The sequence below is a fragment of the Paramesorhizobium endophyticum genome (assembly GCF_014640615.1).
GTDB classification, from domain to species: domain Bacteria; phylum Pseudomonadota; class Alphaproteobacteria; order Rhizobiales; family Rhizobiaceae; genus Paramesorhizobium; species Paramesorhizobium endophyticum.
Window position 1 is genome coordinate 75,647 of the sequence record NZ_BMHH01000016.1, and the last position, 20,843, is coordinate 96,489.

A 20,843-nucleotide genomic window follows, 5' to 3' on the forward strand; every position below is an offset into this window, starting at 1 on the left:
ATCGAGGCTCATTCCGCTTCGCTCCAATCGCACCTCACCACGGGGGTGAAGGGGTCCAGAGAATTCCAACATCACCATTCCCATCAATCCGTGAAAGACTCCAGCCGAGACTCCTCACGCATCGCCGTGCCGCGCACCACCATATCATTGCGGTGGATCATCGCCGCGCGCGCATCATAGCCCAGAATCGCCGCGATCTCATTGCTCTTGTGACCGGCGATCCGGATGGCATCCGCCGCGTCATAAGCGACGAGCCCACGCGCCACTTCGCGCCCCTCGAGGCTCATGACGGCCACCGTATCGCCGCGCTGGAAATTGCCCTCGACCTCGCGCACGCCGGCGGGAAGCAGCGACTTGCCCGAGCGCAGCGCCGCAAGCGCACCATCATCCACGATAAGCCGCCCTGCCGGTTCGAGATTGCCTGATATCCACGTCTTCCAGGCGCTGACCGGATGCGTGCTTGCTTTGAACAGGGTCGCCCGCTCGCCCCGGTCGATGGCCGAGAGCGGCCCCATCCGCGTGCCCGACGTGATGATCATCGCCGTGCCCGCCGCATTGGCGATCTTGCCCGCGTCGAGCTTGGTCTTCATGCCGCCGCGCGATAGCTCGGACGCCGCCGCCCCCGCCATCGCCTCGATGTCCGGCGTGATCGCTTCCACGATAGGAAGAAACTCCGCGTCTGGGTGGAGATGCGGCGGCGCAGTGTAGAGACCGTCTATATCGGAGAGAAGGATAAGCAGGTCGGCGCCCACCATGGTGGCGACCCGCGCCGCGAGCCGGTCATTGTCGCCATAGCGGATTTCGCTCGTCGCGACCGTGTCGTTTTCGTTGATGATGGGAACCGAGCCGAGCTTCATCAGCGTCTCGATGGTGGCGCGCGCGTTCAAATAGCGCCGCCGCTCTTCCGTATCCGCCAGCGTCAGCAGGATCTGACCGGCGCGGAGATTATGCCGCTCCAGCACATCCGTATAGGCCCTCGCCAGCGCAATCTGGCCAACGGCGGCGGCAGCCTGGGATTCTTCCAGCTTCAGCGCGCCCTTCGGCATGGCGAGGATGGTTCGTCCGAGCGCAATGGCCCCCGACGAAACCACCAGCACCTCGACGCCGGCCGAGCTAAGCGCCGCGATATCCTCGCCAAGGCTTTCCAGCCATTCGCGCTTCAGGCCCGTGGCGCGATCGACCAGCAGCGCCGAGCCGATCTTCACCACAATCCGGCGATATTGCTTCAGCGCTTGCCGTTCCATGGCCGCCTGCCCTATTCCGCTGTTGCCGCGGTGCTGTCGCCCGCTTCCGCCTGCCGCGCCTCCTCGATGACCGAAGCGAGCGCCCGTAGCGCCTGCTCCAGCCCCTCGCGGCTCACCGCAGAAAGAAGCATCGGCGCATGCCCGCATGCCTTCTTCAGCGCCGCCGTCTTTTTCTTCCGCGCATCCGCATCCAGCGTGTCGATCTGCGACAGCGCGACGATCTCGACCTTGTCCACAAGCCCATGGCCATAGGCTTCGAGCTCGCCGCGTACCGTCCGGTACGCCTTGGCGACATCCTCTTCCTGCGCGGAAACCAGATGCAATAGCACCCGGTTGCGCTCGACATGGCCGAGGAAGCGGTCGCCGATCCCCACACCCTCATGCGCGCCTTCGATGAGGCCGGGAATGTCGGCAATGACGAATTCACGCCCGTCGATCCGCGCGACGCCGAGATTGGGATGGAGCGTGGTGAAGGGATAATCCGCGATTTTCGGCTTCGCCGCCGTCACGCTGGCAAGGAAAGTCGATTTCCCAGCATTCGGCAGGCCCACCAGCCCGGCATCGGCGATGAGCTTCAGCCGCAGCCAGATCGTGCGCTCCTCGCCCGGCAGACCGGGATTGGCGCGGCGCGGCGCGCGGTTGGTTGAGGTGGTGAAATGCAGATTGCCGAAGCCGCCATTGCCGCCCTTGGCGATGCGGAAGCGCTGGCCTACCTCTGTCAGGTCGCAGATCAGCGTCTCATTATCTTCCTCGAAGATCTGCGTACCCACGGGTACTTTCAGAACCACATCCGCGCCCTTGGCGCCCGTCATATTGCGGCCCATGCCATGCATGCCGGTCTTGGCCTTGAAATGCTGCTGGTAGCGATAGTCGATCAGCGTGTTGAGCCCGTCGACGACTTCCACCCAGACATCGCCGCCGCGTCCGCCATCGCCGCCATCCGGGCCGCCGAATTCGAGAAATTTCTCGCGGCGAAAAGACACCGCCCCCGCCCCGCCATCGCCGGAGCGGATGTAGATCTTTGCCTGGTCAAGAAATTTCATTGCAGTGCAACCTTTTTGTTTTGTGACGGCTTACAGGAAAGAAGGCAGTAAGGGAATAAGTGAGTGGGGGAGTATGTTACCGGAAACTTACTCCCTTGCTCCCTTCCACTCCGGATCGGTGAAATCGATCTGGATCAGTTCCTGGTCGAGATATTGGCCCTGCACCAGCAGCGATTTTCTCTCCAGTCCGTAGGTCTTGAACCCAAGCGCATAATAGATCCGCCTGGCGGCGTCGTTCGTCGCGACCACCTTGGCCTCCAGCACCACTACATGCTTCGCCGCGTGGTCGATGACTTTTTGCACCAGCGCCTTGCCCAGTTCCAGCCCGCGCGCTTCCGGCACCACATAAACACTCACCAGCGTGCCGCGATGGCGTTCCGTCCTGCGCTCATGCCGGTGATGGGCGGCAATGCCGAGAAGGTTCTCGCCGTTGAACGCTCCGAAAGTCACATTGCCGTCCACCTGCTCCAGGCGGCGCGCGAAGACGGCATCCGAATAAGCGTTCTCCTCCTCGAAGGTGGAGCCAAAAGACATGAGCGCACGCTGCAGCGCGCTGAGCCGGATGGCGCGGTAACGATGCAGGTCGCCCATGCCGAGCGCCCGCACCGTGATTGCATCGCGAACGATAGAGCCGATCATGTGTGCCAGCTCCTCAGCCCCACCCATGTCCGCCGGTCGAGCGTATAGCGCTCGATCGGCACATTGCCGGCGGCAAGCGAATCCATCATGCCGGTGCCGGCATATTGGAAGCCGCTCTTGTGGATGACCCGGCGCGAGCCGGTATTTGTCACCCGGCAAGAGACATGCAGCCGCTCGATATCCGTGGCGCGAAAGGCAAGGTCGATCAGCGCATGGGAGGCTTCGGTGGCATAGCCCCTCCCCCAATAAGGCTCGCCCAGCCAGTAGCCGATTTCCAGCCCCTCGCCGTGCTTGTAATCATGAATGCCGCAGCAGCCCATGAAGATACCGGTTTCCGCCTGCGTAATGGCATAGACGCATTTGCCGATCCCGCCAGCTTTGGCGCGATTGACGAAATCCACCGCATGGGCGCGCGTGTAAGGATGCGGCATGCGGGCAAGCATTTCCGCTACGCGGACATTGCTGGCGAGATCGGCAATTGCATCCACGTCCTCTTCATGCGGCGGGCGCAGCACCAGCCGCTCGGTGACGAGGACGGGACAATCGATCCGCCTCGAGCTTTCTTCATCGTCCTCTAAGATTTCGGCAACCATTTCTCATTCCTCCAGATGCGAAAAAGGGAAGGTGGGGGTGTCCCATCTTCCCTTTTTGATCTCTCGGCTTGGCTGCCAAAACACCGGGTCCGATGGGACGCCGGAGCTTGGATGGAGTGCTACCGGCTTACTCCGCTGCCTCCGTAATCGGGTTGACCGATACGAAGGTACGTCCGTTGGCTTTCGTGCGGTAGGATACGGCGCCATGCGTCAGCGCGAACAGCGTATGATCCCGGCCGATGCCGACATTGTCGCCAGCATGCCACTTGGTGCCGCGTTGACGCACGAGGATGTTTCCGGCCAGCACGCGCTCGCCGCCAAACTTCTTCACGCCAAGGCGCTTGGACTCTGAATCGCGACCGTTGCGCGACGAACCGCCAGCTTTCTTATGTGCCATCGGTATTCTCCTTCAATCTCTGGCACGATCCCGGAAACGTTCGAATGTTCCGGTCGCGATCATGCGGCTAATTCCAAAACTTACTCGGCTGCCTCGGTCTTGGCTGCGGCCTTCTTCGGCGCTGCCTTGGCCTTCGGAGCCTCGGCTCCCTCGGCGGCTTCCTTCTTGGCGGCCTTCTTCGAAGGCTTGGCGCCGCCCGTCAGGATTTCCGAGATGCGGATCGTCGTCAGTTCCTGACGATGACCGCGCGTACGCTTCGAATTCTGGCGGCGGCGCTTCTTGAAGGCGATGACCTTGGGGCCACGGCCCTGCTCGACGACCTCAGCCGTCACCAGAGCGCCTTCGACGATCGGCGCGCCGATCGTGGCGGAAGCACCTTCGCCGACCATCAGCACTTCGCCGAATTCGACGACATCGCCGGCTTCGCCGGAAACCTTCTCGACCTTCAGGAGGTCGTTGGCGGCAACGCGATACTGCTTGCCACCCGTCTTGATGACTGCGAACATCTTTTTTCCTTGTCGTTCGGTCCGGCTCTCACACGGAAACCCGCATGGGCCGTCTTTTTGTCAGTCGTGACAGATTATATGGAAAAGGCCGCCGTTTCCCGGAAAAGAACACGCCAACCCGCATTCGAACCATGGGCGCAAACTTCTCCACGCCTAAAGTCGCCTGGGCTTATGGATCGAAAGGATAGCCAAGTCAAGAAATTTCCATGGAACTTCCGCCGATTTGCTCTTGTATATCGCAAGCCAAGCCGCTATCTAGCCCCCCGCGCACTCAAGCAATCGCGTGCACATTTGGCGAACACGGGGAACAAACGCTTCCCTAACATGCTCGCCCTACGCGGAGAGGTGGCTGAGTGGTTGAAAGCACCGCACTCGAAATGCGGCATAGGGGCAACTCTATCGGGGGTTCGAATCCCTCCCTCTCCGCCAGAAAATCTTTGTAGATCAATTGGATAGTTCTATTTTCAGCTGTTTCTGTAGAAATTCATATGCCCCTGTGCGATCAGGATTCAGCATGGGCCACGATCAAGGCGCGACCAAGCTGCCACAAGGGCACTCTCGCAGCTCCCCTTGCAAGGCGACGCGCTCCCAATTTCCGCAACCCTCACGATAGTCGCGCTATAATTTGCCAGAGATTGTTCCCTTGGAGGGCACCTGTTCGAGGGAGTTGCCTGCGGCTGGAATAGCCATATATAACGCAACTCCGACAACAATTAGCATCGCCAGCCCTAGACCATAGAAAGCATTGAGACGCCGAATGGAACTCATGTAGATGCCAAAAATCTTTACGGCGCCGCTTTTTTCAGAAATTGTTCCGCCCAAGGTTATTCCCGGAAACTTATCCTTTAGGATATTTTCTAATTTCGCCGCGTGATCAACGGACCCCTTAAGGAGGACGTGATACCAGAATCTATCCATAAGGTAGAAGGCTCCCCATACAAGAATAGCTGCAACGACAAGTGATACAGCCATCGGAAGCTTGAGGCTAAATAAGGTGATATACATCCCTTTTTGAGACATTACGCCGATTGCAGCTATAAGCGCACCAACTATCGTTATGGCGAAGTTCCTAATCCTAAGTCCCATGTCATTGAAGTGCTGTTGAACATCGACAACTTTTTTCCAGATATCGATGTTTATTTTATCCAGCTCAATTTTATCGTTCTGGATTTCGTTAGTGTTGACCGAAACAAACTTCATAAAATCGCAGAACTTAAATATTTCTGCAAAGCACTCATGGAGCGTAGCGCTTGGCGTGAAATCAAGCTTGGTCTCCATAATCGAGCGTTCACGCTCGACGTCTTCCTGAGTCCAGTGTGAAACGCTGCGAAGTAAATCGTATTCCGGTCTTCTCTGAGACTCTCCGTATTTAGCGTAGACATCAAAAATGCCTGCATCCCGCGCCATGGCGATGTCTTTAAAAAGGCTGTCGCCCACGTATGCGCACCGAGCAGGGTCCGCGTTGGCTACATTAATAATCTCATGCAATATTTTTACGTTTGGCTTTAGCTCACCTCTAGGTGTGTGCAAAATCTGGGTAACCTGCAGCCCATACGAATCGTCAGCGCGAGTTCGAAGTTTAGACAGCGATACACCCTCGGGCGTATCGTGATCTTCGGGACAAAACATAATATCGATTATGCCGTCGAGTCCCAGTCTCTTTAGACGATAGGCGCTATAAAACCCTAAAGATTCCGTGTATGCTACTATTTTTACACCGGAATTCTTTATATCCCACAGCGATTGGAATACAGTAGGATACAGCTTCGTTTTGGCGTCTCTTCCCGCACGTGAACTATCTAGAGCTTCAATAAAATTGTCACGCCCGGTTATAGGATTCGGCGTAACATTGCTTGTAGAAAGATCATCTATAAGAAAAGTATATTCTGATGTCCTCGCCTTCTGATGAATTTTTCGTATCGCACTCTTGGCTGCAGCCTCGTCTCCATTGAACAACTCGACAATTTTTCTATATATCGGGTCAAAGTTCGCATACCATATTTCAAACCAATCAAACAATGTGTTGTCTAGGTCGAGTATTAATGTGTCTATTTTCTTACGCATCTCTGACTGTTCCATTGCGCTGCCCCCTGACCATCGCAAGCCCGTTTGATTAAATTCAGCTACTACCCTGAAAGCTTCGAGTTTTCCAGTTTGAGGAAAATCGGGAGTATTGGTCATATCGACCTTGGCACCCCTTCCGGGGCATCCTACGCGTGATCGACAACCACCGTTGGAGATCACATGGCGACGATCCGGAAGCTCAGGGGACGCTGGCAAGCTCAAGTTCGCAGGCGCGGCATGAAGCCGCGCTGCAAGTCCTTCGACACCAAGCAGGAAGCGGAGAAGTGGGCGCGCGATCTGGAGTCCCAGGTCGATAAATTCGGCGCTGCTCCAGATACGAAGATTCTCGAAACCACGACGCTTGGCGACTTGCTGGAGCGCTATCAGCGCGAGGTGTCGCCGATGAAGCGCGGTGCCGTGCAGGAGATACAGCGGATCGACGTTCTGCGGCGTCACGAGCTTGCCTACCGGACGATGATTGGGTTAAGCCAGCAGGATATCGCCTCCTTTCGCGACGAACGGCTCCGGAGCGTAGCTCCATCTACGGTCGTTCGGGAACTCGCAATCCTCAGTCACGTCATTGAGGTCAGCATCCGCGATTGGGGCCTGCCGCTGAGCCGCAACGTTGTGAAACTGGTTCGCCGTCCGGTCATCCGCAACGAACGAAGCCGCCGCCTCATCGGGAACGAGGAGCAGCGTCTGCTCGACGGCTGCGATGCAGGTCAGATTCCGTTTCTCAAGACGCTCATTATTCTCGCCATCCAGACCGGGATGCGCCGAGGCGAGATATTGGGCTTGAAATGGTCCGATATCTCACACAATCGCCGGGTAATCACATTGGCGCTCACCAAAAACGGGTCCGGTCGCGAGGTGCCATTGTCTCAGCGGGCTTTCGATGCTCTGATGGATTGGAAGTCAAAAGTTGATGTAGATGCATCTACTGTCTTCCCCATGACTGCTGGTGCGCTGGAGCAGGCATGGCGTCGGCTTCTTACCCGGGTCGGCATCACCGGGCTGCGATTTCACGATCTGCGCCACGAGGGCGTTAGCCGGCTGTTCGAGCGTGGGTTGAATGTCATTGAGGTTTCCACCATCAGCGGGCATAGAGAGCTACGGATGCTCCGGCGCTACTCGCACCTCAACGCCGACGATCTGGTCGCCCGGCTTGGGTAGATCGATCAATGCACCCAACCCTTTACATCCACCTGCGTAACCTTGACAAAGGCCCTGCCTAAACCTTGCCTTTGTCAAGGCTGAGCGCAAAACCGCACCCGAAATATGTATCTTTGGTTGCAGGTAAACCTGCCTTGAAGGTCGAAATCCCTTCCGAAAATCGGTTCAACCTTGCGGTTTCTTTCCATGAAGTTTACAAATTCGGCTCAAAATAGCTTTTCTGCCCTTTTGTAAAGACTCATGGACGCGCATGGATTGCATCAACGCACGTTCTCAGCGCTGCATCGTCTTTGCTGGAGCGTCAACAAAGCGTTCGGTGCCCCATATCGGTGACGAAAGCCATTGGCATAACGCCGGAATCCTTTGATCCGCAGCGTCGAAAACATATCCGTCTCGAATATCTCTGTTCTTGCCGGTTGATCGATCTATGCGCCGGGTAACCCGTGCGTGCTGCTGGTGGATGACCTCGGTGTCAGCTTGGTGATGATCGGTATGGATAGTATGGAACCGAAGAAGGATAGGAAAATCAGGAGCGCCGTTCTTTCATTCGCTTCCACCCGGTGCCGCCGAACCTCCTCAGTGATCGGGCACCTGAAAGACGGCGGTGCGGTATTGTTGCACTGGAACGTCGAAGTCCTAGAGCGGATCAATTCGCTTCATGGGGATGGGTTCCGTGCCCAGACTTGGTGTGCGCCCTATCCTCCCGTGCCGGAAATCGACAGGGAAGCTCACAGGCGAGCGCGGCTTGTCTATAACGCAATCCACAGCGCTTCGCGCCACGGATCGCGCCTATGCGAATCCTCGACCGAAACAGCGTCGCCTCGGCAAGCCAGTGGCTTATTCTCTCGCTCCGGCGCTGCTGATTTGTCGAACGAACGACGCGCGCTGCCCGCAGGCGTCGTTCCATTGCTGGATGGGGCGAAGGACCGGAACGATCCCCGTCCGACCGGAGACAGGTTCCGCGACCGGAGCGAAGCGACCGGGCCGGAACCCTCTCTTATCGATGTGGGATACTTCCCTCCCTTGAAGCACTTCCTCTTCCGCAGGAAGAAAGAGCCAGCCGGAGCAGAATTTCACTTCCGGAGAATATCAGCGTAACCACGCCCAGCGTTCGTTTTATTTATGACTTTAACAAGAAGAGAGTAGGTGTATACATATTTACGAACGCTGGGAGTGGTTACGCTCCCGGTGCCATGCTTCCGGCGGTTACTTTTCAGCCCTTCAAAAAAATTCTGCCACTTTTTACGCAGCCGCACCTTATAACCGCTATAACTGTCCGCGAGAGTAACGGAGATTTCAAGGATGGCGCGGAAGGATTTAAGTAAATTCACTCCGGCAGAGTTGAAAGCCTACAAGAACGAGCAAGCGCGGCTTCGTATGAAAAAGATGCGTGGTAAGGAAAAACAGGAACGCGAGTTGGCGAAGGCAAGTAGTATTTTAACGCCGACGTCTCCCGACGTCATTGAATTCGTCACCGAAATTGAGATGCTGCCGCTCGCAGCCAAGGTAGAACTCGTTGCCGCATGGGAGCGCGAATATAAGCAGAGGCTTCCGGTGGAGCCAGTCGTAAAAAGGCTACCCGGTGAGACGTTTGAGGACTATCAGGCGCGTGACAAGCGGCACCGTGATCTTGTTCTGGCTAAGATGTTTGCCGCTGATTTCTACGCACGGCAAAAGGCTGCTGCCCGGAAGAAAGCCTATGACGCAAGGCAAGCCGCCGAAGCCGCGCGGCTCGGCATCACGGTGTCCCAATTACAATACCGCAGAAAGATGGCCGCATGGAAGGCAGAAAAGGAGGCTTCGCAACGGAGCCGCGAATTGGAGCGTTTGGCGCGGAGGGCATCGACCTGATCCCCGCTGTTATTTCCCGGTAAGAACCGCATGTTTCAGCAAGCGCGTCAAGGTGCGCGGGTGGATATTATACTCACCCGCAACCTTTGCAGTGGATTGCCTCTCTTGCTCAATCGCGGCTTTCGCCGCAATGAGCTGCTCCGGCGTCATCGCCGGGCGCCTGCCGATCCGGCTTCCGCGAGCGCGGGCAGCAGCCATTCCAGCCTTTGTTCTCTCGCTTATCAACGAGCGTTCGAACTCGGCCATGCTCGCCAGGACGTGCAAAAGCAGCCGCCCAGCCGGCGTGCTGGTATCTAGGCTTTCGCTCAGCGACCGGAATTCCACGCCGCGCTCGTTCAAATCACGGATCAGTTTCAGCAGTTCGAACAGCGAACGGCCAAGACGGTCGATTCGCCAGACGACGAGCGTATCGCCTCGGCGAAGCGTGCGGAGCACTTTCGCCAATCCAGGACGAGAGAAGTCGGCTCCGGAGAACCCCTCGTCGGTCAGAATATCAACGCAGCCCGCCGCATGCAGCGCCGCAATCTGTAAGTCCAAATTTTGCTCGCTAGTGCTGATCCGCGCATATCCGAAAGTCCGCATGCCCATCCAGTTCCCTGCCGCGACCCGTATGAAAATACCAAAACAAAATACCCGCCAAGGTATTGATTTAAAGGAACCTTTTTGTGCGAGGCGGCTTTTCTGTTGACCAATGAAAGCCGTCACAAGGAAATCAAATGCTTCCGCTTTCGGCTGACCCAGCGGTAGAGCGATAGGGGAAGGGTTCCCTTTCGTGCAGCATAAACTCTCCTTACAGAGAAACGCTTGTGGCATATGCAATAGCATATGCAGTTATTGCGAGTTAAAAATGCTTGGGTTCTTCCTAGTATTCTTTGGCATCATCATCGTTGTGATGATCTTTTCGGGTATCGTTGGTGCAGAAAAAGATAAAGGGCGACGAGATGAATTCAGAAATTCATATGATCATGTGGATAACTTTAATCCTCAGCATATTCACGTCGATAGGTTTGGCGGCTCTAATGTTGCCGTCGATACAACGGCCAAGAAATTTGCACTCGGCCGAAAGGGCATGGGGAGCAAAATCTACACCTACGATGACCTGATTGCAGTCGATGTGCGACGAAACGGGCGTTCGATTTTCAAGACAAATAGAGGCAGCCAAGCCGCAGGAGCCGCTGTGGGGGCGGCTCTCTTGGGTCCAGCTGGTTTGTTGATCGGTGGATTAACCGGAAGCCAGCGCCAAGAAGAGAAGATCACCGAGCTTTCTCTCCGATTGACCGTTAATAATGAGATGAACCACAGTCAAGAAATCATCTTTTTCAGAAATTCTGTTGGACTGGATGCGGCGGACCCAATGGCGAGCAAGTTTTCGCGGGAGTTGGACAACTGGCAGGGTCGGTTTCAATTCATGATGCGAAATAAATGAGGGAGGCTGTCATGTAGCTTTCTTGTTCTCGACTCGGTCACACGCCGCAGTTGGCTATCAACCACTTCTCCAATGCTACAATCACGTCCGGTTGCAGCTTCCGTCCCCGGATAAGCGCGGTGCTTACAGACGTATTGAGCTTCGGGTAGCCCATTTCTGCCATCAGGTCTCCCGGCTGCATGTGGCGCTTGGTCATAATCTCGTTGACGCGCAAAACCGCTGCTGGTGTTAGCCTGCGATTACTAGCTACTGCAAAGGCAAGACCGGCAGAAGAAGGCGCTGGCGACAACGCCACGCCGGACGCGGCCAGCCATCGCAAAAAGTCAGCTTGCTCGACGGCATCTGCCTTTGTCCAGGCATTCCTCAATTCCTGCAACCGCGTTCTCACCTTCTTCAGCCCGGCGGCGATCGCAGCGTCCGTTACGGTGAGATATTTCCCGCTTTTAAGATCAGCATAGACAAATGGATGATCCCGCTTGAGACGCTCCTCATAATATGCGCTGTCACGCACCTGCTTCTTTGCCATCTCTATTTCCAGTCAGCATCGTCGCCCATTCGACCAGGAAGCTGTCTGGCGCGTTTGGCACGCTGGGATATGCAAGGCAACAAGTGAACGCGCGGAGCCAGCCAGTGAGCTTCGATAAGTCTAGGCCAAATCCAAACGCGAACGACCACTTCCCCCTTGCGCCTTGCCGACATCTGCGGAATGTTCTGCTCCGCAGATTGGGGGCACAACTATGAGTAAATCCTGGATGGTGCGCGCCGAGCGCGACGGACGGCTGTTCGACGCGTTCAAGGATGTGTCGGCGGTTGCGATTGGTTGGAATGAAGTCGGCGATCTGTCTCACGTGAAGACAAGGAAGGCGATTGCCGATCTCGTCGCAGCGGCATGGCCGGAGATGAAACCGCAGTCCATCGCCATGGCGACCGGTCAATTATACCGCTTTGTAAATGAGATCGACGTCGGGGATATGATCGTAACCTACAACCCGTCGCGGCGAGTCTACCTCGTCGGCGAGGTGACCGGCCCTTACCGCTATGATACATCGGTCGATCCGGAAGATGCACAGTTCCGCCCCGTGCGCTGGCACGGCGAAGTCAGCCGCGATCTTCTTTCGGTCGAGAGCCGTAATAGCCTGGGTTCGATCTCCACCCTGTTCCGGATATCGAACGAAGTGGCTGCGGAACTCAAAAAGGCAATGACCTCGGGACAGTCGGCGAAGCCAGAGGCGACCGCAGCGGCTGAAGCGATAGAGGACGATCTCTTCAAGTCGATGGAGAGCCGGGCGCGGGAATTCATCAAGGATAAAGTCAACGCGCTCACCTGGGACGACATGCAGGAACTGGTCGCCGGGCTTCTGCGCTCTCTCGGCTACAAGACGCGCGTCTCAGAGGCGGGGCCGGATCGCGGCAAGGATATCGTCGCCTCACCGGATGGCTTTGGATTCGAGTCGCCGCGTATCGTCGTAGAGGTGAAGCACCGTAAGGGAACAATGGGCGCACCTGACGTGCGTAGTTTCCTCGGCGGCAGGCATCCGCAGGATAAGGGACTCTACGTCAGCACGGGAGGCTTCACCCGTGAGGCCCGCTACGAAGCAGAGCGGGCGAATATCCCCTTGGCGCTAATGGATCTCGATGACCTAGTGAAGAGCCTCTTGGAGCAATATGACAAGCTGGATAGCGAGACCCAGCAACTGCTGCCGTTGAAGCGGATCTTCGTGCCTGCCTGGGCCTAATTGCCTGTATCGAAAATAGTTCCCGGTAGAATTCAGACGCCTTGCAGATCATTGCGATTCCAAGGGTTTTTCGTGTAGCAAGATGACAACCGAGAACAGAGCCGTTCGGCAGGGCGGCCCCAAAGCGAAAGACTCCTGATGCCCACCCTGGACTGGATCGGCAAAAAAGCCGTCGTCAATCATCACCGTGAAGTTCCTTACCGCCTCGTGCATTGCAGCACTGAACTTTCAACTGGTGATCCGGATGCGGGAAACCTGTTGGTTCAAGGCGACAATCTGGAAGCATTGAAAGCGCTCCTCCCTTATTATGCCGGGAAGGTAAAATGTATTTATATCGACCCACCATACAATACGGGAAAATCTGATTGGCGATATAATGACCGAGTTACCTCTCCTGAAATAACTGCCTGGCTCGGGAAAACAGTTGGCAAGGAAAGTGAAGATTTAAGTCGGCACGATAAGTGGCTTTGCATGATGTATCCACGCCTTCGTTTGCTGCGTGAATTTATGCGTAAAGATGCAGTAATTTTCGTGAGCTGCGACGACAACGAGCAAGCGGCGCTACACATTATGATGGCAGAGATATTTGGAAGACAGAACCATCTCGGAACGGCGATTTGGAAAAATGCAACTGACAACAATCCAACCAGGCTCGCGGTTGAGCATGAATATATATTGATTTATGCAAAAGACAAAGATGAGCAGGAGCGTGAGTGGGCTGGCCCAGAGAATGACGTAAAAGAACTTATGCTCAAGGTGTTCGCCGAGATTGAAGAGGAAACGGAATCGCTTAGCGAGAAGCGAAAGAGATTCCAGGCGTTTGTAAAAAAGAATGCAAAATCTCTGGGAGATTTGAGTCGATACAAGCAAGTAGACGAGCGTGGAGTGTATGTCTCTCGAAGAAACCTCGAAAACCCCGGGAAAGATGGATATCAATACGATATACTGCACGACAAGAACGGTCTTCCCTGCGCCAGACCTCTTTGGGGGTGGAGATTTCCTTGGTCTCGAATGCAAGAATTGTTGGCAGAAAATCGAATCGTTTTCGGAAAAGATGAAAAAAAGATTCCAGAATTAAAAGCTTATCTGAAGGACGTTACCTTTCCATTCCGAAGCGTATTCAATATTGATTCGCGCAAGGGATCAAATGATCTAGAAGAAATCTTCGGTCGCCGCGATATTTTCAGGAATCCAAAATCTGTTGCCCTCGTGAGCCACCTTTTGTCTTTTGTGAGCAAAGAGGATGACATCATCTTGGATTCCTTCTGCGGATCAGGGACAACAGCACACGCAGTCTTGGAGCTAAACAACCGGGATCAAAAAAAGAGAAAGTTCATCTGCATAGAGATGGATGAAGAGACAGCAAAGGATATCGCAGGTGAGCGCCTAAAGCGGGTCATTCTAGGATATAACAAAGGCGGCGACCCTGAAAAGCCAATTGAAGGATATGGGGGCGGTTTTAGATTCTGCCGCCTAGGTGTTCCACTCTTCAACGAGTTTGGCGATATCAACTCGGGCGTGTCTTTCTCAGACCTTGCCGCCCATATTTTCTTCTCTGAAACCGGTTTACCCCTCCCGAAGCGCGCCAATGGCTCGACATCCTTCCTGGGCACTCATCGAGAAAAGGCTGTATTCCTCCTTTTCTCGCCAGCGGAACAAGGCTTCCCCAGGGAGGTCGCCGGTAATGTGCTAACTCCAGACGCCCTGGCAAACCTGTCCGCGCTGTCGAATGGTTTTGAAGGTGTGCGGGTGGTCTATGCAGAGGGTTGCACCGTCTCGCCCGAGCGATTGAAAGCCGAAGGCATCGTGTTCAAGCAAATTCCCTATCAGATTGAGGGGAACTGACATGGCTACCGTAAATCTGGAATTGAAAGAATACCAGCAGGCCGCCCTGGACCGCTTCCGCAGCTATTTGCGGGACTGCAATACCATGGGCGCGAACATGGCTTTCTACAAGGCCACAAACATGCCCTACCGCAACGCGCCGGCGATCACCGAAGGGACGCCCTATGTTTGCTTGCGCATCCCTACTGGGGGCGGCAAGACGATCACCGCCTCCCATTGCGTAGGGGTCGCCGCGCAGGAGTTCCTGAAGGCGCAGAACCCCATGGTTCTGTGGCTAGTGCCATCAACGCCAATTCTGGATCAGACAATCGATGCTTTGAAGAACCCTGGGCACCCCTACCGCGCCGCTCTCGCAAGGGACTTTGGCCAGAATATCTCCGTCATGACCAAATCTGAAGCCCTAGCGATGTCCCGTGCTGACGCCGAAGGTGGTGCCTGTGTCATCGTCAGCACGATCCAGTCCTTCCGCCGCGAAGACGACAAGGGGAAGCAGAATCCCGAGGGATTGAAGGTCTATGAAGATAACGGCGCGTTGATGGATCATTTCTCGGGCCTCACCGAGACGCAGAAATCCGGACTGCACATCATGGGTGGCACGGACCGACCGGTTGCTTCATTTGCAAACCTGCTGCGGCTGCACCGCCCTATGGTTATTGTGGACGAGGCACATAATGCCCGCACGCACCTATCCTTTGACACACTGGCCCGTTTCAATCCGTCTTTGATTCTGGAACTGACCGCGACTCCACAGACGGAACACGCGCCGGGCAAGGATCAGCACGCATCGAACATTCTCTATTCCGTTTCCGCTGCCGAGTTAAAAGCGGAGGAGATGATCAAGATGCCAATCAGGCTGACAACAGATCGGGATTGGCGCAAGACAATCGGTGCCGCCTTGGACTGCCAGTTGGCTCTGGAAGAGGCTGCGAAGGCGGAGGAGAGAGAAAGCGGAGAATATATTCGGCCCCTGATTCTTTTTCAGGCGCAGAGCGCCAGCAAAAATGACCCTCACCGCCTGACATGGGATAAGATCGAGGCGGAATTGAAGGAACGTCGAATACCCGCCGATCACATCGCGGTTCATTCCGGCAACCGCAAAGACTTGGACACGCTCGAAAAGCCGATCACCGACCCTGAATGCCCGGTGCGCTACATCATCACCGTGCAGAAGCTGAAAGAGGGGTGGGATTGCCCTTTCGCCTACATCTTATGCTCGGTGGCCGAGCAGACCTCATCGACGGCGATTGAGCAAATCCTCGGGCGCGTCCTGCGGATGCCCCAAGCCACACGGAAGCGCCGAGATATCTTGAACCAGGCATACGCCTTCGTTGCCTCTGCTAGCTTCGACGAGACCGCAACCCGGCTGAAAGATGGTTTGGTCGATGGGGCTGGCTTCAACAGGCTCGAAGCCGATCAAATTGTGTCGCGCGAACCCGGCCTTGGCTTCGAAGAAGCCCAGGAGGAGTGTCAGCATGAGTCCGACCCGATTGAGGAACAGGATATGTCGCCGGAAGAGATGGAGACGGCTATTGCCAAGCTGCCCCTTTCAGTCCGTTCGCGCGTCAGTTTCGATCCACAGAAGAAGTCGGTCAGTTATCGCGGGCCGATGACGAAAGACAGCCGCAACCTATTGCAGCTTGCCTTAGCGAAATCCGCGAAAGCGACGAAAGTCATCAACCATCTGTATGCGAAGACAAACAACTTCCAGATGTCGGCCAGCGAGGATAACGAGAAGCCCCCCTTCATCGTGCCTCTTCTTGGCTACCGTAAGCAGGGCGAGCTACAACTTTTCACCAAGGAGCATTTCCTCGACCTGCCATGGCGCCTGGATCAATGTGATCCGGCTGACATTCTGAATCGCTTCAAAATAGTAGACCATAGCCAATCCGGCCAGATCGATGTTAATGACAAGGGAAGGGTTGAAATTGATTTTGTGAAACGGCTTCAAGGCGAACTGTCGGCAGTTATCCAGGAACCATCCTGGACACTGCCCCGTCTTGCAAACTGGCTTGACTTTGGCATCAAGCATGAGGATATCACCAAGCCGAGTGCAATCATCTTCATTATGAAAGCGATTGAAGCCTTGGTGGACAGCGGACTATTGCTTGATACGCTTGTCAGAAACAAATACGATCTACGATCTGCATTACGTCACCTCATCGACGATCTTCGCCGAAACCGCGAAAAGGGAAACTACAGCGCTCTTTTTGCAACCAACGCGCAAGCCTTCGCGACCAGCTCCGACCTTTCGATGATCTTCGATGAGCGGAGCTACGCATTCAATCAGCCATATTCAGGGGCAACAAAATTCAATAAGCACTACACGCCGCTTGTGGGTGACCTGAAAGCGGAGGGTGAAGAATTTGAATGCGCTCGCCATATCGACCGAATGGATGAGGTTCAATACTGGATTCGTAATGTTGAGCGCAAGAAATCTTCTTTCTGGCTGCAGCTTCCGCAGGACAAATTCTATCCCGATTTCGTCGCTATGCTGAAAGATAGCCGCATCCTTGTCGTTGAATACAAAGGTGGCCATCTATATGAGGGAGAAGACGACAAGCGTCGCATCGGTAAGACCTGGGAGGAAGCCACCAGAGGAAAAGGTCTCTTCTGTATGCCTACAGAACGTGACTTTGACCTAATCAATCGCACCATCAAAAAGTGAATCAGATGACGTTTCACTATTCAGGATCGCGGTTGAAAAACTCAGGGCGCGCTTTCGTTAGAACAAATTACTTCTCAACAAAGGCGCGCGGCGCATTGCGGGCACATAACATTCCGTTAGAGTTGCCGTGCGTTCTACGCTATCTAGCCCCCCGCGCACTCAAGCAATCGCGTGCACATCGGCGGACGCCGGGAAGAACGCTTCCCCAACACGTTCGCCCTACGCGGAGAGGTGGCTGAGTGGTTGAAAGCACCGCACTCGAAATGCGGCATAGGGGCAACTCTATCGGGGGTTCGAATCCCTCCCTCTCCGCCAGCAACCCCATTTAGCCTTGAAAACCCTCAGTATATTGAGTTTAAAGGACTTGTAGCCGCCGTTTTGGTACACAAAGGCGGTACACATGGTCCTGAAAATGTCTCGTCCAACAAAACATCCAACGACAGGTATCTATCAGCTTCGCAAGCGTGTGCCGCAGCACCTGGTTCCGCTTGTTGGAAAGAACATTATCAAAATCAGCCTCAAAACCCGTGATCCGCAGGAAGCCAAAATCGCCCATACGCGGTTGCTCGCTGAGATAGAATCCCGCTGGCGACAATTGTCGGCTGGCGTGATTTCCCTGTCGCAGAAGCAGGCGGTCGCAATGGCTGGTGAAATCTACCATGCGATGATTTCCGCAAACGAGAATGATCCAGGATCGCCCGATCATCGCAAAGCGGCGCTTATCCCCGATTACCTTCATCTGCGACCCGAGAAAGTTCAGGTTGTTCAACTAACCAAGAATGACACACTGTTCGAGCGCGTGCTCGAAACATACAAGGTGCATCGCAACGACGAAGCAATTCAAAAATACCTTAGTCAGCACGGCTACCGCGTCGATGAGCCCAGCATGGCACTCTTGCAGCAAGCCGTCGCAACTGCCGTGCTGCAGGCAAAAGAGCATCTTTTGAAAATGGCGCAAGGCGACTACCGCCCCGATCCCGACGCAGACCGATTTCCAAAACTGGATATGACGTCCAAGAAGACAAAGACGGGCGAAACAGGGGACCTCGGCAAATACAGTCTTGTGCAGGTGTTCGAAGACTACAATGCCGAGCGGCAACTTTCGCCGGCAAGCTACAAAAAATGGAAGGGCATCATTGCCAAAGTCGCAGCGGAAGTGCCCGACATTCGGGATTTGACCAGTGACTGGGTTGTCGACTGGAAAGACCGCTCTCTAAAGAGCGGCAAGTCGGCAATTCACGTGAAAGATAGCTATCTGGCAAGTCTCAGGGCCGTGTGCCAGTGGGCAAAGTCGAATAAGCGCATACCAGCTAATCCCGTCGATGAAATCACCGTATCGGTTCCGAAGGCCACAACGACGCGCGACAAGTGGTTCACGCTGGAGGAAGCAACTACTATCTTAAAAGGAGCGCTGGAAGAGCCGCCGGAACGTTTCTCGCCCGAGATGAAGGCCGCAAGGCGCTGGGTGCCGTGGTTGTGTGCTTACACCGGGGCGCGGGTGGGTGAAATCACGCAGCTACGAAAGGAGGACATACAGCAGCATGACGGACACTGGTTAATCTGGATCACGCCAGATGCCGGCACGACCAAAAATAGGAATCCTCGCTTCGTTGCGATTCATCCTCACCTTGTTGAACAGGGCTTTATCGACTTCATTCGTGACCAACGCAAAGGCCCATTATTCTACGATCCTGGCCGCCACAGGGGAGGCACAGAAGGGAATCCGCAATACAAAAAAGCAGGCGAACGTCTAGCCGCTTGGGTGCGAGAAATTGGTGTGAACGATACCCGAATCCAACCAAACCATGCATGGCGACACCTGTTCAAAACAGAAGCCCGTGGCGTGTTCATGGACGTCGGCGCGCGGGATTATATGCAAGGCCACGTCCCAGCGAGCGAGGGCGAGGCGTATGGCGGTTACAAACCGCATGTGCTCGCGCACGAAATAGCCAAATTTCCGAGGTTCGAACTCAGGTAGGCGGCATCGCCCGAACGCCGTACAACGGCGGTGAAACCAGGTCGCCCTACAAGCGAGAGTAAGGCCCTTCCCTCGGGCAGGTCGCAGCACCGCCCTTGGGCGGGGTGAGGAATTATCATGGTAGAAACAGCTAAGCAGCGGAGTAGAACAATGTCCCGCATCCGCTCCATGAATACCAAACCGGAAATGGTTGTCAGGAAACTTTTACATTCTCTCGGATATCGCTATCGCCTACACCGCAAGGACCTTCCTGGGAAACCTGATATTACCTTCGGGCCAAGGCGGAAGATCATCGAAGTTCGCGGCTGCTACTGGCATGCCCACCTCCGTTATGACCCTACATGTTGGGAGGCTCGATCCGAAGCCAAATCGAACAAAGCGTACTGGGGTCCGAAAATGGATCGGAACGTCGAGCGAGATCAGAGGAACCTCGAACGTCAGGAGGAGGCCGGCTGGGTGGTGCTTGTTATTTGGGAATGTGAACTTCGTGACATGAACGCCGTCCGAGATCGGATCGAGCGTTTCCTCGGGATGTAATTTCTGTGGGTTCCCGCTCCGTCCCCGGTTAAGCTTGGGGAAAGCTTGTAGAAATTATCTTGATGGACGAATCCATTGCGCTGACACGATCAGCATGTTATTGAGGTTTTGTTCTTTTTTTGTTCCAGATTGGGGGTTGAAATGTCTTTTACCTCACTCGAGATGTGCGCCGGGGCTGGTGGTCAGGCACGAGGCCTTGAACTTGCGGGCTTCGACCACGCAGGCCTTGTAGAAATCGATCGTGACTGCTGTGCAACCCTCCGGCTAAACCGCAAGGAATGGACCGTACACGAGGAAGACCTGTCTCTGTTCGATGGTCGCGGCTACAAGGGGATTGACCTCCTAGCTGGCGGTTTACCGTGCCCGCCGTTCTCGGTCGCTGGGAAGCAACTTGGCGACAAGGACGAACGGAATCTGTTTCCCGCTGCCATCCGTCTCGTTGACGAGACGCGCCCCAAGGCGATCATGATTGAGAATGTTCGCGGCTTCCTCTCCGCCGTGTTCGAAGACTACCGCGGCTTTATCAAGGGTGAACTCAAGAAGCTTGGATACGAAGCCCACTGGCGTCTGTTTAATGCTTCGGACTACGGCGTGCCGCAGCTTCGCCCCCGAGTAATCATCGTCGCCCTGCGCGACGACATCAAAGATAACTTTGAATGGCCGGCTCCGTCTCCTGTCGACGCGCCTACGGTCGGCGAGACGCTGGTTGACTTGATGGCCGCCAATGGTTGGAAAGGTGCGAAGGCATGGGCGAACCGTGCCAATGACGTCGCCCCAACTTTGGTCGGCGGCTCGAAAAAACACGGCGGCCCAGATCTGGGGCCGACGCGCGCGAGAATGGCATGGGCCACCCTTGGTGTTAATGGGAAGACTATCGCTGACGAGGCTCCTGGACCTGATTTCGTTGGCATGCCCCGCCTTACAGTCCGCATGGCGGCGAGAATCCAAGGCTTCGATGATGCATGGCAGTTTCACGGTCGAAAAACGGCAGCTTATCGCCAGGTCGGAAACGCCTTTCCGCCACCTGTCGCTAAAGCTGTCGCTTCGAAACTCCGAGAGGCGATTGAGATCAGAACCGTTTACCAAGCATTCGCGGTTTAGCGAGCAAAACTGACATGTCTTTTTGTCGAGACACGGAAGGCATTC

General features: G+C 55.3%; 18 protein-coding genes and 2 tRNA genes. 11 read left to right on the forward strand and 9 right to left on the reverse strand.

What is annotated here, in order from left to right:
- Positions 1-83: 83 nt before the first annotated feature.
- The 6 genes from proB to rplU all read right to left on the reverse strand — a co-directional run bounded on the left by proB (position 84) and on the right by rplU (position 4,422).
- Positions 84-1,244, reverse strand: coding sequence for a glutamate 5-kinase (proB, locus tag IEX53_RS17355; protein ID WP_188825450.1), 1,161 nt, complete (start codon positions 1,242-1,244; stop codon positions 84-86).
- An 11-nt stretch (positions 1,245-1,255) separates the two neighbouring features.
- On the reverse strand, positions 1,256-2,287 hold the full coding sequence (gene obgE, locus IEX53_RS17360) for a GTPase ObgE (RefSeq protein ID WP_188825451.1): 1,032 nt from the start codon (positions 2,285-2,287) through the stop codon (positions 1,256-1,258).
- Positions 2,288-2,374: 87 nt separating this feature from the next.
- A complete protein-coding gene (locus IEX53_RS17365; RefSeq protein ID WP_188825452.1) occupies positions 2,375-2,926 on the reverse strand; it encodes a GNAT family N-acetyltransferase in 552 nt (183 codons plus the stop codon).
- On the reverse strand, positions 2,923-3,519 hold the full coding sequence (locus IEX53_RS17370) for a GNAT family N-acetyltransferase (protein ID WP_188825453.1): 597 nt from the start codon (positions 3,517-3,519) through the stop codon (positions 2,923-2,925). The genes IEX53_RS17365 and IEX53_RS17370 overlap by 4 nt, the downstream gene beginning before the upstream one ends.
- A 127-nt stretch (positions 3,520-3,646) precedes the next feature.
- A complete protein-coding gene (gene rpmA, locus IEX53_RS17375; RefSeq protein ID WP_188825454.1) occupies positions 3,647-3,916 on the reverse strand; it encodes a 50S ribosomal protein L27 in 270 nt (89 codons plus the stop codon).
- An 80-nt stretch (positions 3,917-3,996) separates the two neighbouring features.
- The gene (gene rplU, locus IEX53_RS17380; protein ID WP_188825455.1) at positions 3,997-4,422 is read right to left on the reverse strand and encodes a 50S ribosomal protein L21; all 426 of its coding nucleotides are present in this window, start codon (positions 4,420-4,422) and stop codon (positions 3,997-3,999) included.
- Between the two features lie 339 nt (positions 4,423-4,761).
- On the opposite strand from rplU, the gene IEX53_RS17385 reads away from it, so the two are divergent.
- Positions 4,762-4,851: transfer RNA gene (locus IEX53_RS17385), tRNA-Ser, on the forward strand.
- 189 nt (positions 4,852-5,040) lie between these two features.
- On the opposite strand, the gene IEX53_RS17390 is transcribed toward IEX53_RS17385, so the two are convergent.
- The gene (locus IEX53_RS17390; RefSeq protein WP_188825456.1) at positions 5,041-6,603 is read right to left on the reverse strand and encodes an HAD family hydrolase; all 1,563 of its coding nucleotides are present in this window, start codon (positions 6,601-6,603) and stop codon (positions 5,041-5,043) included.
- 63 nt (positions 6,604-6,666) lie between these two features.
- On the opposite strand from IEX53_RS17390, the gene IEX53_RS17395 reads away from it, so the two are divergent.
- Together IEX53_RS17395 and IEX53_RS17400 are read left to right on the forward strand one after the other, a co-directional pair.
- Entirely contained in the window at positions 6,667-7,659 is a 993-nt protein-coding gene (locus IEX53_RS17395; protein WP_188825457.1) for a site-specific integrase, read from the forward strand.
- Positions 7,660-8,961: 1,302 nt separating this feature from the next.
- The gene (locus IEX53_RS17400; RefSeq protein ID WP_188825458.1) at positions 8,962-9,510 is read left to right on the forward strand and encodes a hypothetical protein; all 549 of its coding nucleotides are present in this window, start codon (positions 8,962-8,964) and stop codon (positions 9,508-9,510) included.
- Between the two features lie 9 nt (positions 9,511-9,519).
- On the opposite strand, the gene IEX53_RS17405 is transcribed toward IEX53_RS17400, so the two are convergent.
- Positions 9,520-10,092, reverse strand: coding sequence for a recombinase family protein (locus IEX53_RS17405; protein WP_188825487.1), 573 nt, complete (start codon positions 10,090-10,092; stop codon positions 9,520-9,522).
- Between the two features lie 265 nt (positions 10,093-10,357).
- Here IEX53_RS17405 and IEX53_RS17410 point away from each other — a divergent pair, with 265 nt between their 5' ends.
- Positions 10,358-10,936, forward strand: coding sequence for a hypothetical protein (locus tag IEX53_RS17410; protein WP_188825459.1), 579 nt, complete (start codon positions 10,358-10,360; stop codon positions 10,934-10,936).
- Between the two features lie 37 nt (positions 10,937-10,973).
- Here the strand turns inward: IEX53_RS17410 and IEX53_RS17415 are convergent, their stop codons facing one another.
- Entirely contained in the window at positions 10,974-11,462 is a 489-nt protein-coding gene (locus IEX53_RS17415; RefSeq protein ID WP_188825460.1) for a hypothetical protein, read from the reverse strand.
- Between the two features lie 211 nt (positions 11,463-11,673).
- Here IEX53_RS17415 and IEX53_RS17420 point away from each other — a divergent pair, with 211 nt between their 5' ends.
- From IEX53_RS17420 to IEX53_RS17450, 7 genes are all read left to right on the forward strand, one after another.
- Complete coding sequence (locus IEX53_RS17420; protein WP_236016249.1) at positions 11,674-12,672, forward strand: restriction endonuclease; 999 nt, start codon at positions 11,674-11,676, stop codon at positions 12,670-12,672.
- Positions 12,673-12,810: 138 nt separating this feature from the next.
- Positions 12,811-14,517, forward strand: coding sequence for a site-specific DNA-methyltransferase (locus IEX53_RS17425; protein WP_188825461.1), 1,707 nt, complete (start codon positions 12,811-12,813; stop codon positions 14,515-14,517).
- 1 nt (position 14,518) lies between these two features.
- On the forward strand, positions 14,519-17,182 hold the full coding sequence (locus tag IEX53_RS17430) for a DEAD/DEAH box helicase (protein ID WP_188825462.1): 2,664 nt from the start codon (positions 14,519-14,521) through the stop codon (positions 17,180-17,182).
- Positions 17,183-17,407: 225 nt separating this feature from the next.
- Positions 17,408-17,497 (forward strand) — tRNA-Ser (locus tag IEX53_RS17435).
- Between the two features lie 85 nt (positions 17,498-17,582).
- Positions 17,583-19,160: a DUF6538 domain-containing protein gene (locus IEX53_RS17440; RefSeq protein WP_188825463.1), complete on the forward strand. Its 1,578-nt coding sequence runs from the start codon at positions 17,583-17,585 to the stop codon at positions 19,158-19,160.
- Positions 19,161-19,277: 117 nt separating this feature from the next.
- Positions 19,278-19,697 carry a very short patch repair endonuclease gene (locus tag IEX53_RS17445; RefSeq protein ID WP_188825464.1) on the forward strand — a complete coding sequence of 140 codons (420 nt, stop codon included), beginning with the start codon at positions 19,278-19,280 and terminating at the stop codon, positions 19,695-19,697.
- Between the two features lie 141 nt (positions 19,698-19,838).
- The gene (locus IEX53_RS17450) at positions 19,839-20,798 is read left to right on the forward strand and encodes a DNA cytosine methyltransferase (RefSeq protein ID WP_188825465.1); all 960 of its coding nucleotides are present in this window, start codon (positions 19,839-19,841) and stop codon (positions 20,796-20,798) included.
- Positions 20,799-20,843: the final 45 nt, after the last annotated feature.

Excerpts from the sequence above, each read along its gene's own strand:
- proB (WP_188825450.1), bottom strand. The coding sequence starts at position 1,244 with ATGGAACGGCAAGCGCTGAAGCAATATCGCCGGATTGTGGTGAAGATC.
- obgE (WP_188825451.1), bottom strand. The coding sequence starts at position 2,287 with ATGAAATTTCTTGACCAGGCAAAGATCTACATCCGCTCCGGCGATGGC.
- IEX53_RS17365 (WP_188825452.1), bottom strand. The coding sequence starts at position 2,926 with ATGATCGGCTCTATCGTTCGCGATGCAATCACGGTGCGGGCGCTCGGC.
- IEX53_RS17370 (WP_188825453.1), bottom strand. The coding sequence starts at position 3,519 with ATGGTTGCCGAAATCTTAGAGGACGATGAAGAAAGCTCGAGGCGGATC.
- rpmA (WP_188825454.1), bottom strand. The coding sequence starts at position 3,916 with ATGGCACATAAGAAAGCTGGCGGTTCGTCGCGCAACGGTCGCGATTCA.
- rplU (WP_188825455.1), bottom strand. The coding sequence starts at position 4,422 with ATGTTCGCAGTCATCAAGACGGGTGGCAAGCAGTATCGCGTTGCCGCC.
- IEX53_RS17390 (WP_188825456.1), bottom strand. The coding sequence starts at position 6,603 with ATGACCAATACTCCCGATTTTCCTCAAACTGGAAAACTCGAAGCTTTC.
- IEX53_RS17395 (WP_188825457.1), top strand. The coding sequence starts at position 6,667 with ATGGCGACGATCCGGAAGCTCAGGGGACGCTGGCAAGCTCAAGTTCGC.
- IEX53_RS17400 (WP_188825458.1), top strand. The coding sequence starts at position 8,962 with ATGGCGCGGAAGGATTTAAGTAAATTCACTCCGGCAGAGTTGAAAGCC.
- IEX53_RS17405 (WP_188825487.1), bottom strand. The coding sequence starts at position 10,092 with ATGCGGACTTTCGGATATGCGCGGATCAGCACTAGCGAGCAAAATTTG.
- IEX53_RS17410 (WP_188825459.1), top strand. The coding sequence starts at position 10,358 with ATGCTTGGGTTCTTCCTAGTATTCTTTGGCATCATCATCGTTGTGATG.
- IEX53_RS17415 (WP_188825460.1), bottom strand. The coding sequence starts at position 11,462 with ATGGCAAAGAAGCAGGTGCGTGACAGCGCATATTATGAGGAGCGTCTC.
- IEX53_RS17420 (WP_236016249.1), top strand. The coding sequence starts at position 11,674 with ATGAGTAAATCCTGGATGGTGCGCGCCGAGCGCGACGGACGGCTGTTC.
- IEX53_RS17425 (WP_188825461.1), top strand. The coding sequence starts at position 12,811 with ATGCCCACCCTGGACTGGATCGGCAAAAAAGCCGTCGTCAATCATCAC.
- IEX53_RS17430 (WP_188825462.1), top strand. The coding sequence starts at position 14,519 with ATGGCTACCGTAAATCTGGAATTGAAAGAATACCAGCAGGCCGCCCTG.
- IEX53_RS17440 (WP_188825463.1), top strand. The coding sequence starts at position 17,583 with ATGGTCCTGAAAATGTCTCGTCCAACAAAACATCCAACGACAGGTATC.
- IEX53_RS17445 (WP_188825464.1), top strand. The coding sequence starts at position 19,278 with ATGGTAGAAACAGCTAAGCAGCGGAGTAGAACAATGTCCCGCATCCGC.
- IEX53_RS17450 (WP_188825465.1), top strand. The coding sequence starts at position 19,839 with ATGTCTTTTACCTCACTCGAGATGTGCGCCGGGGCTGGTGGTCAGGCA.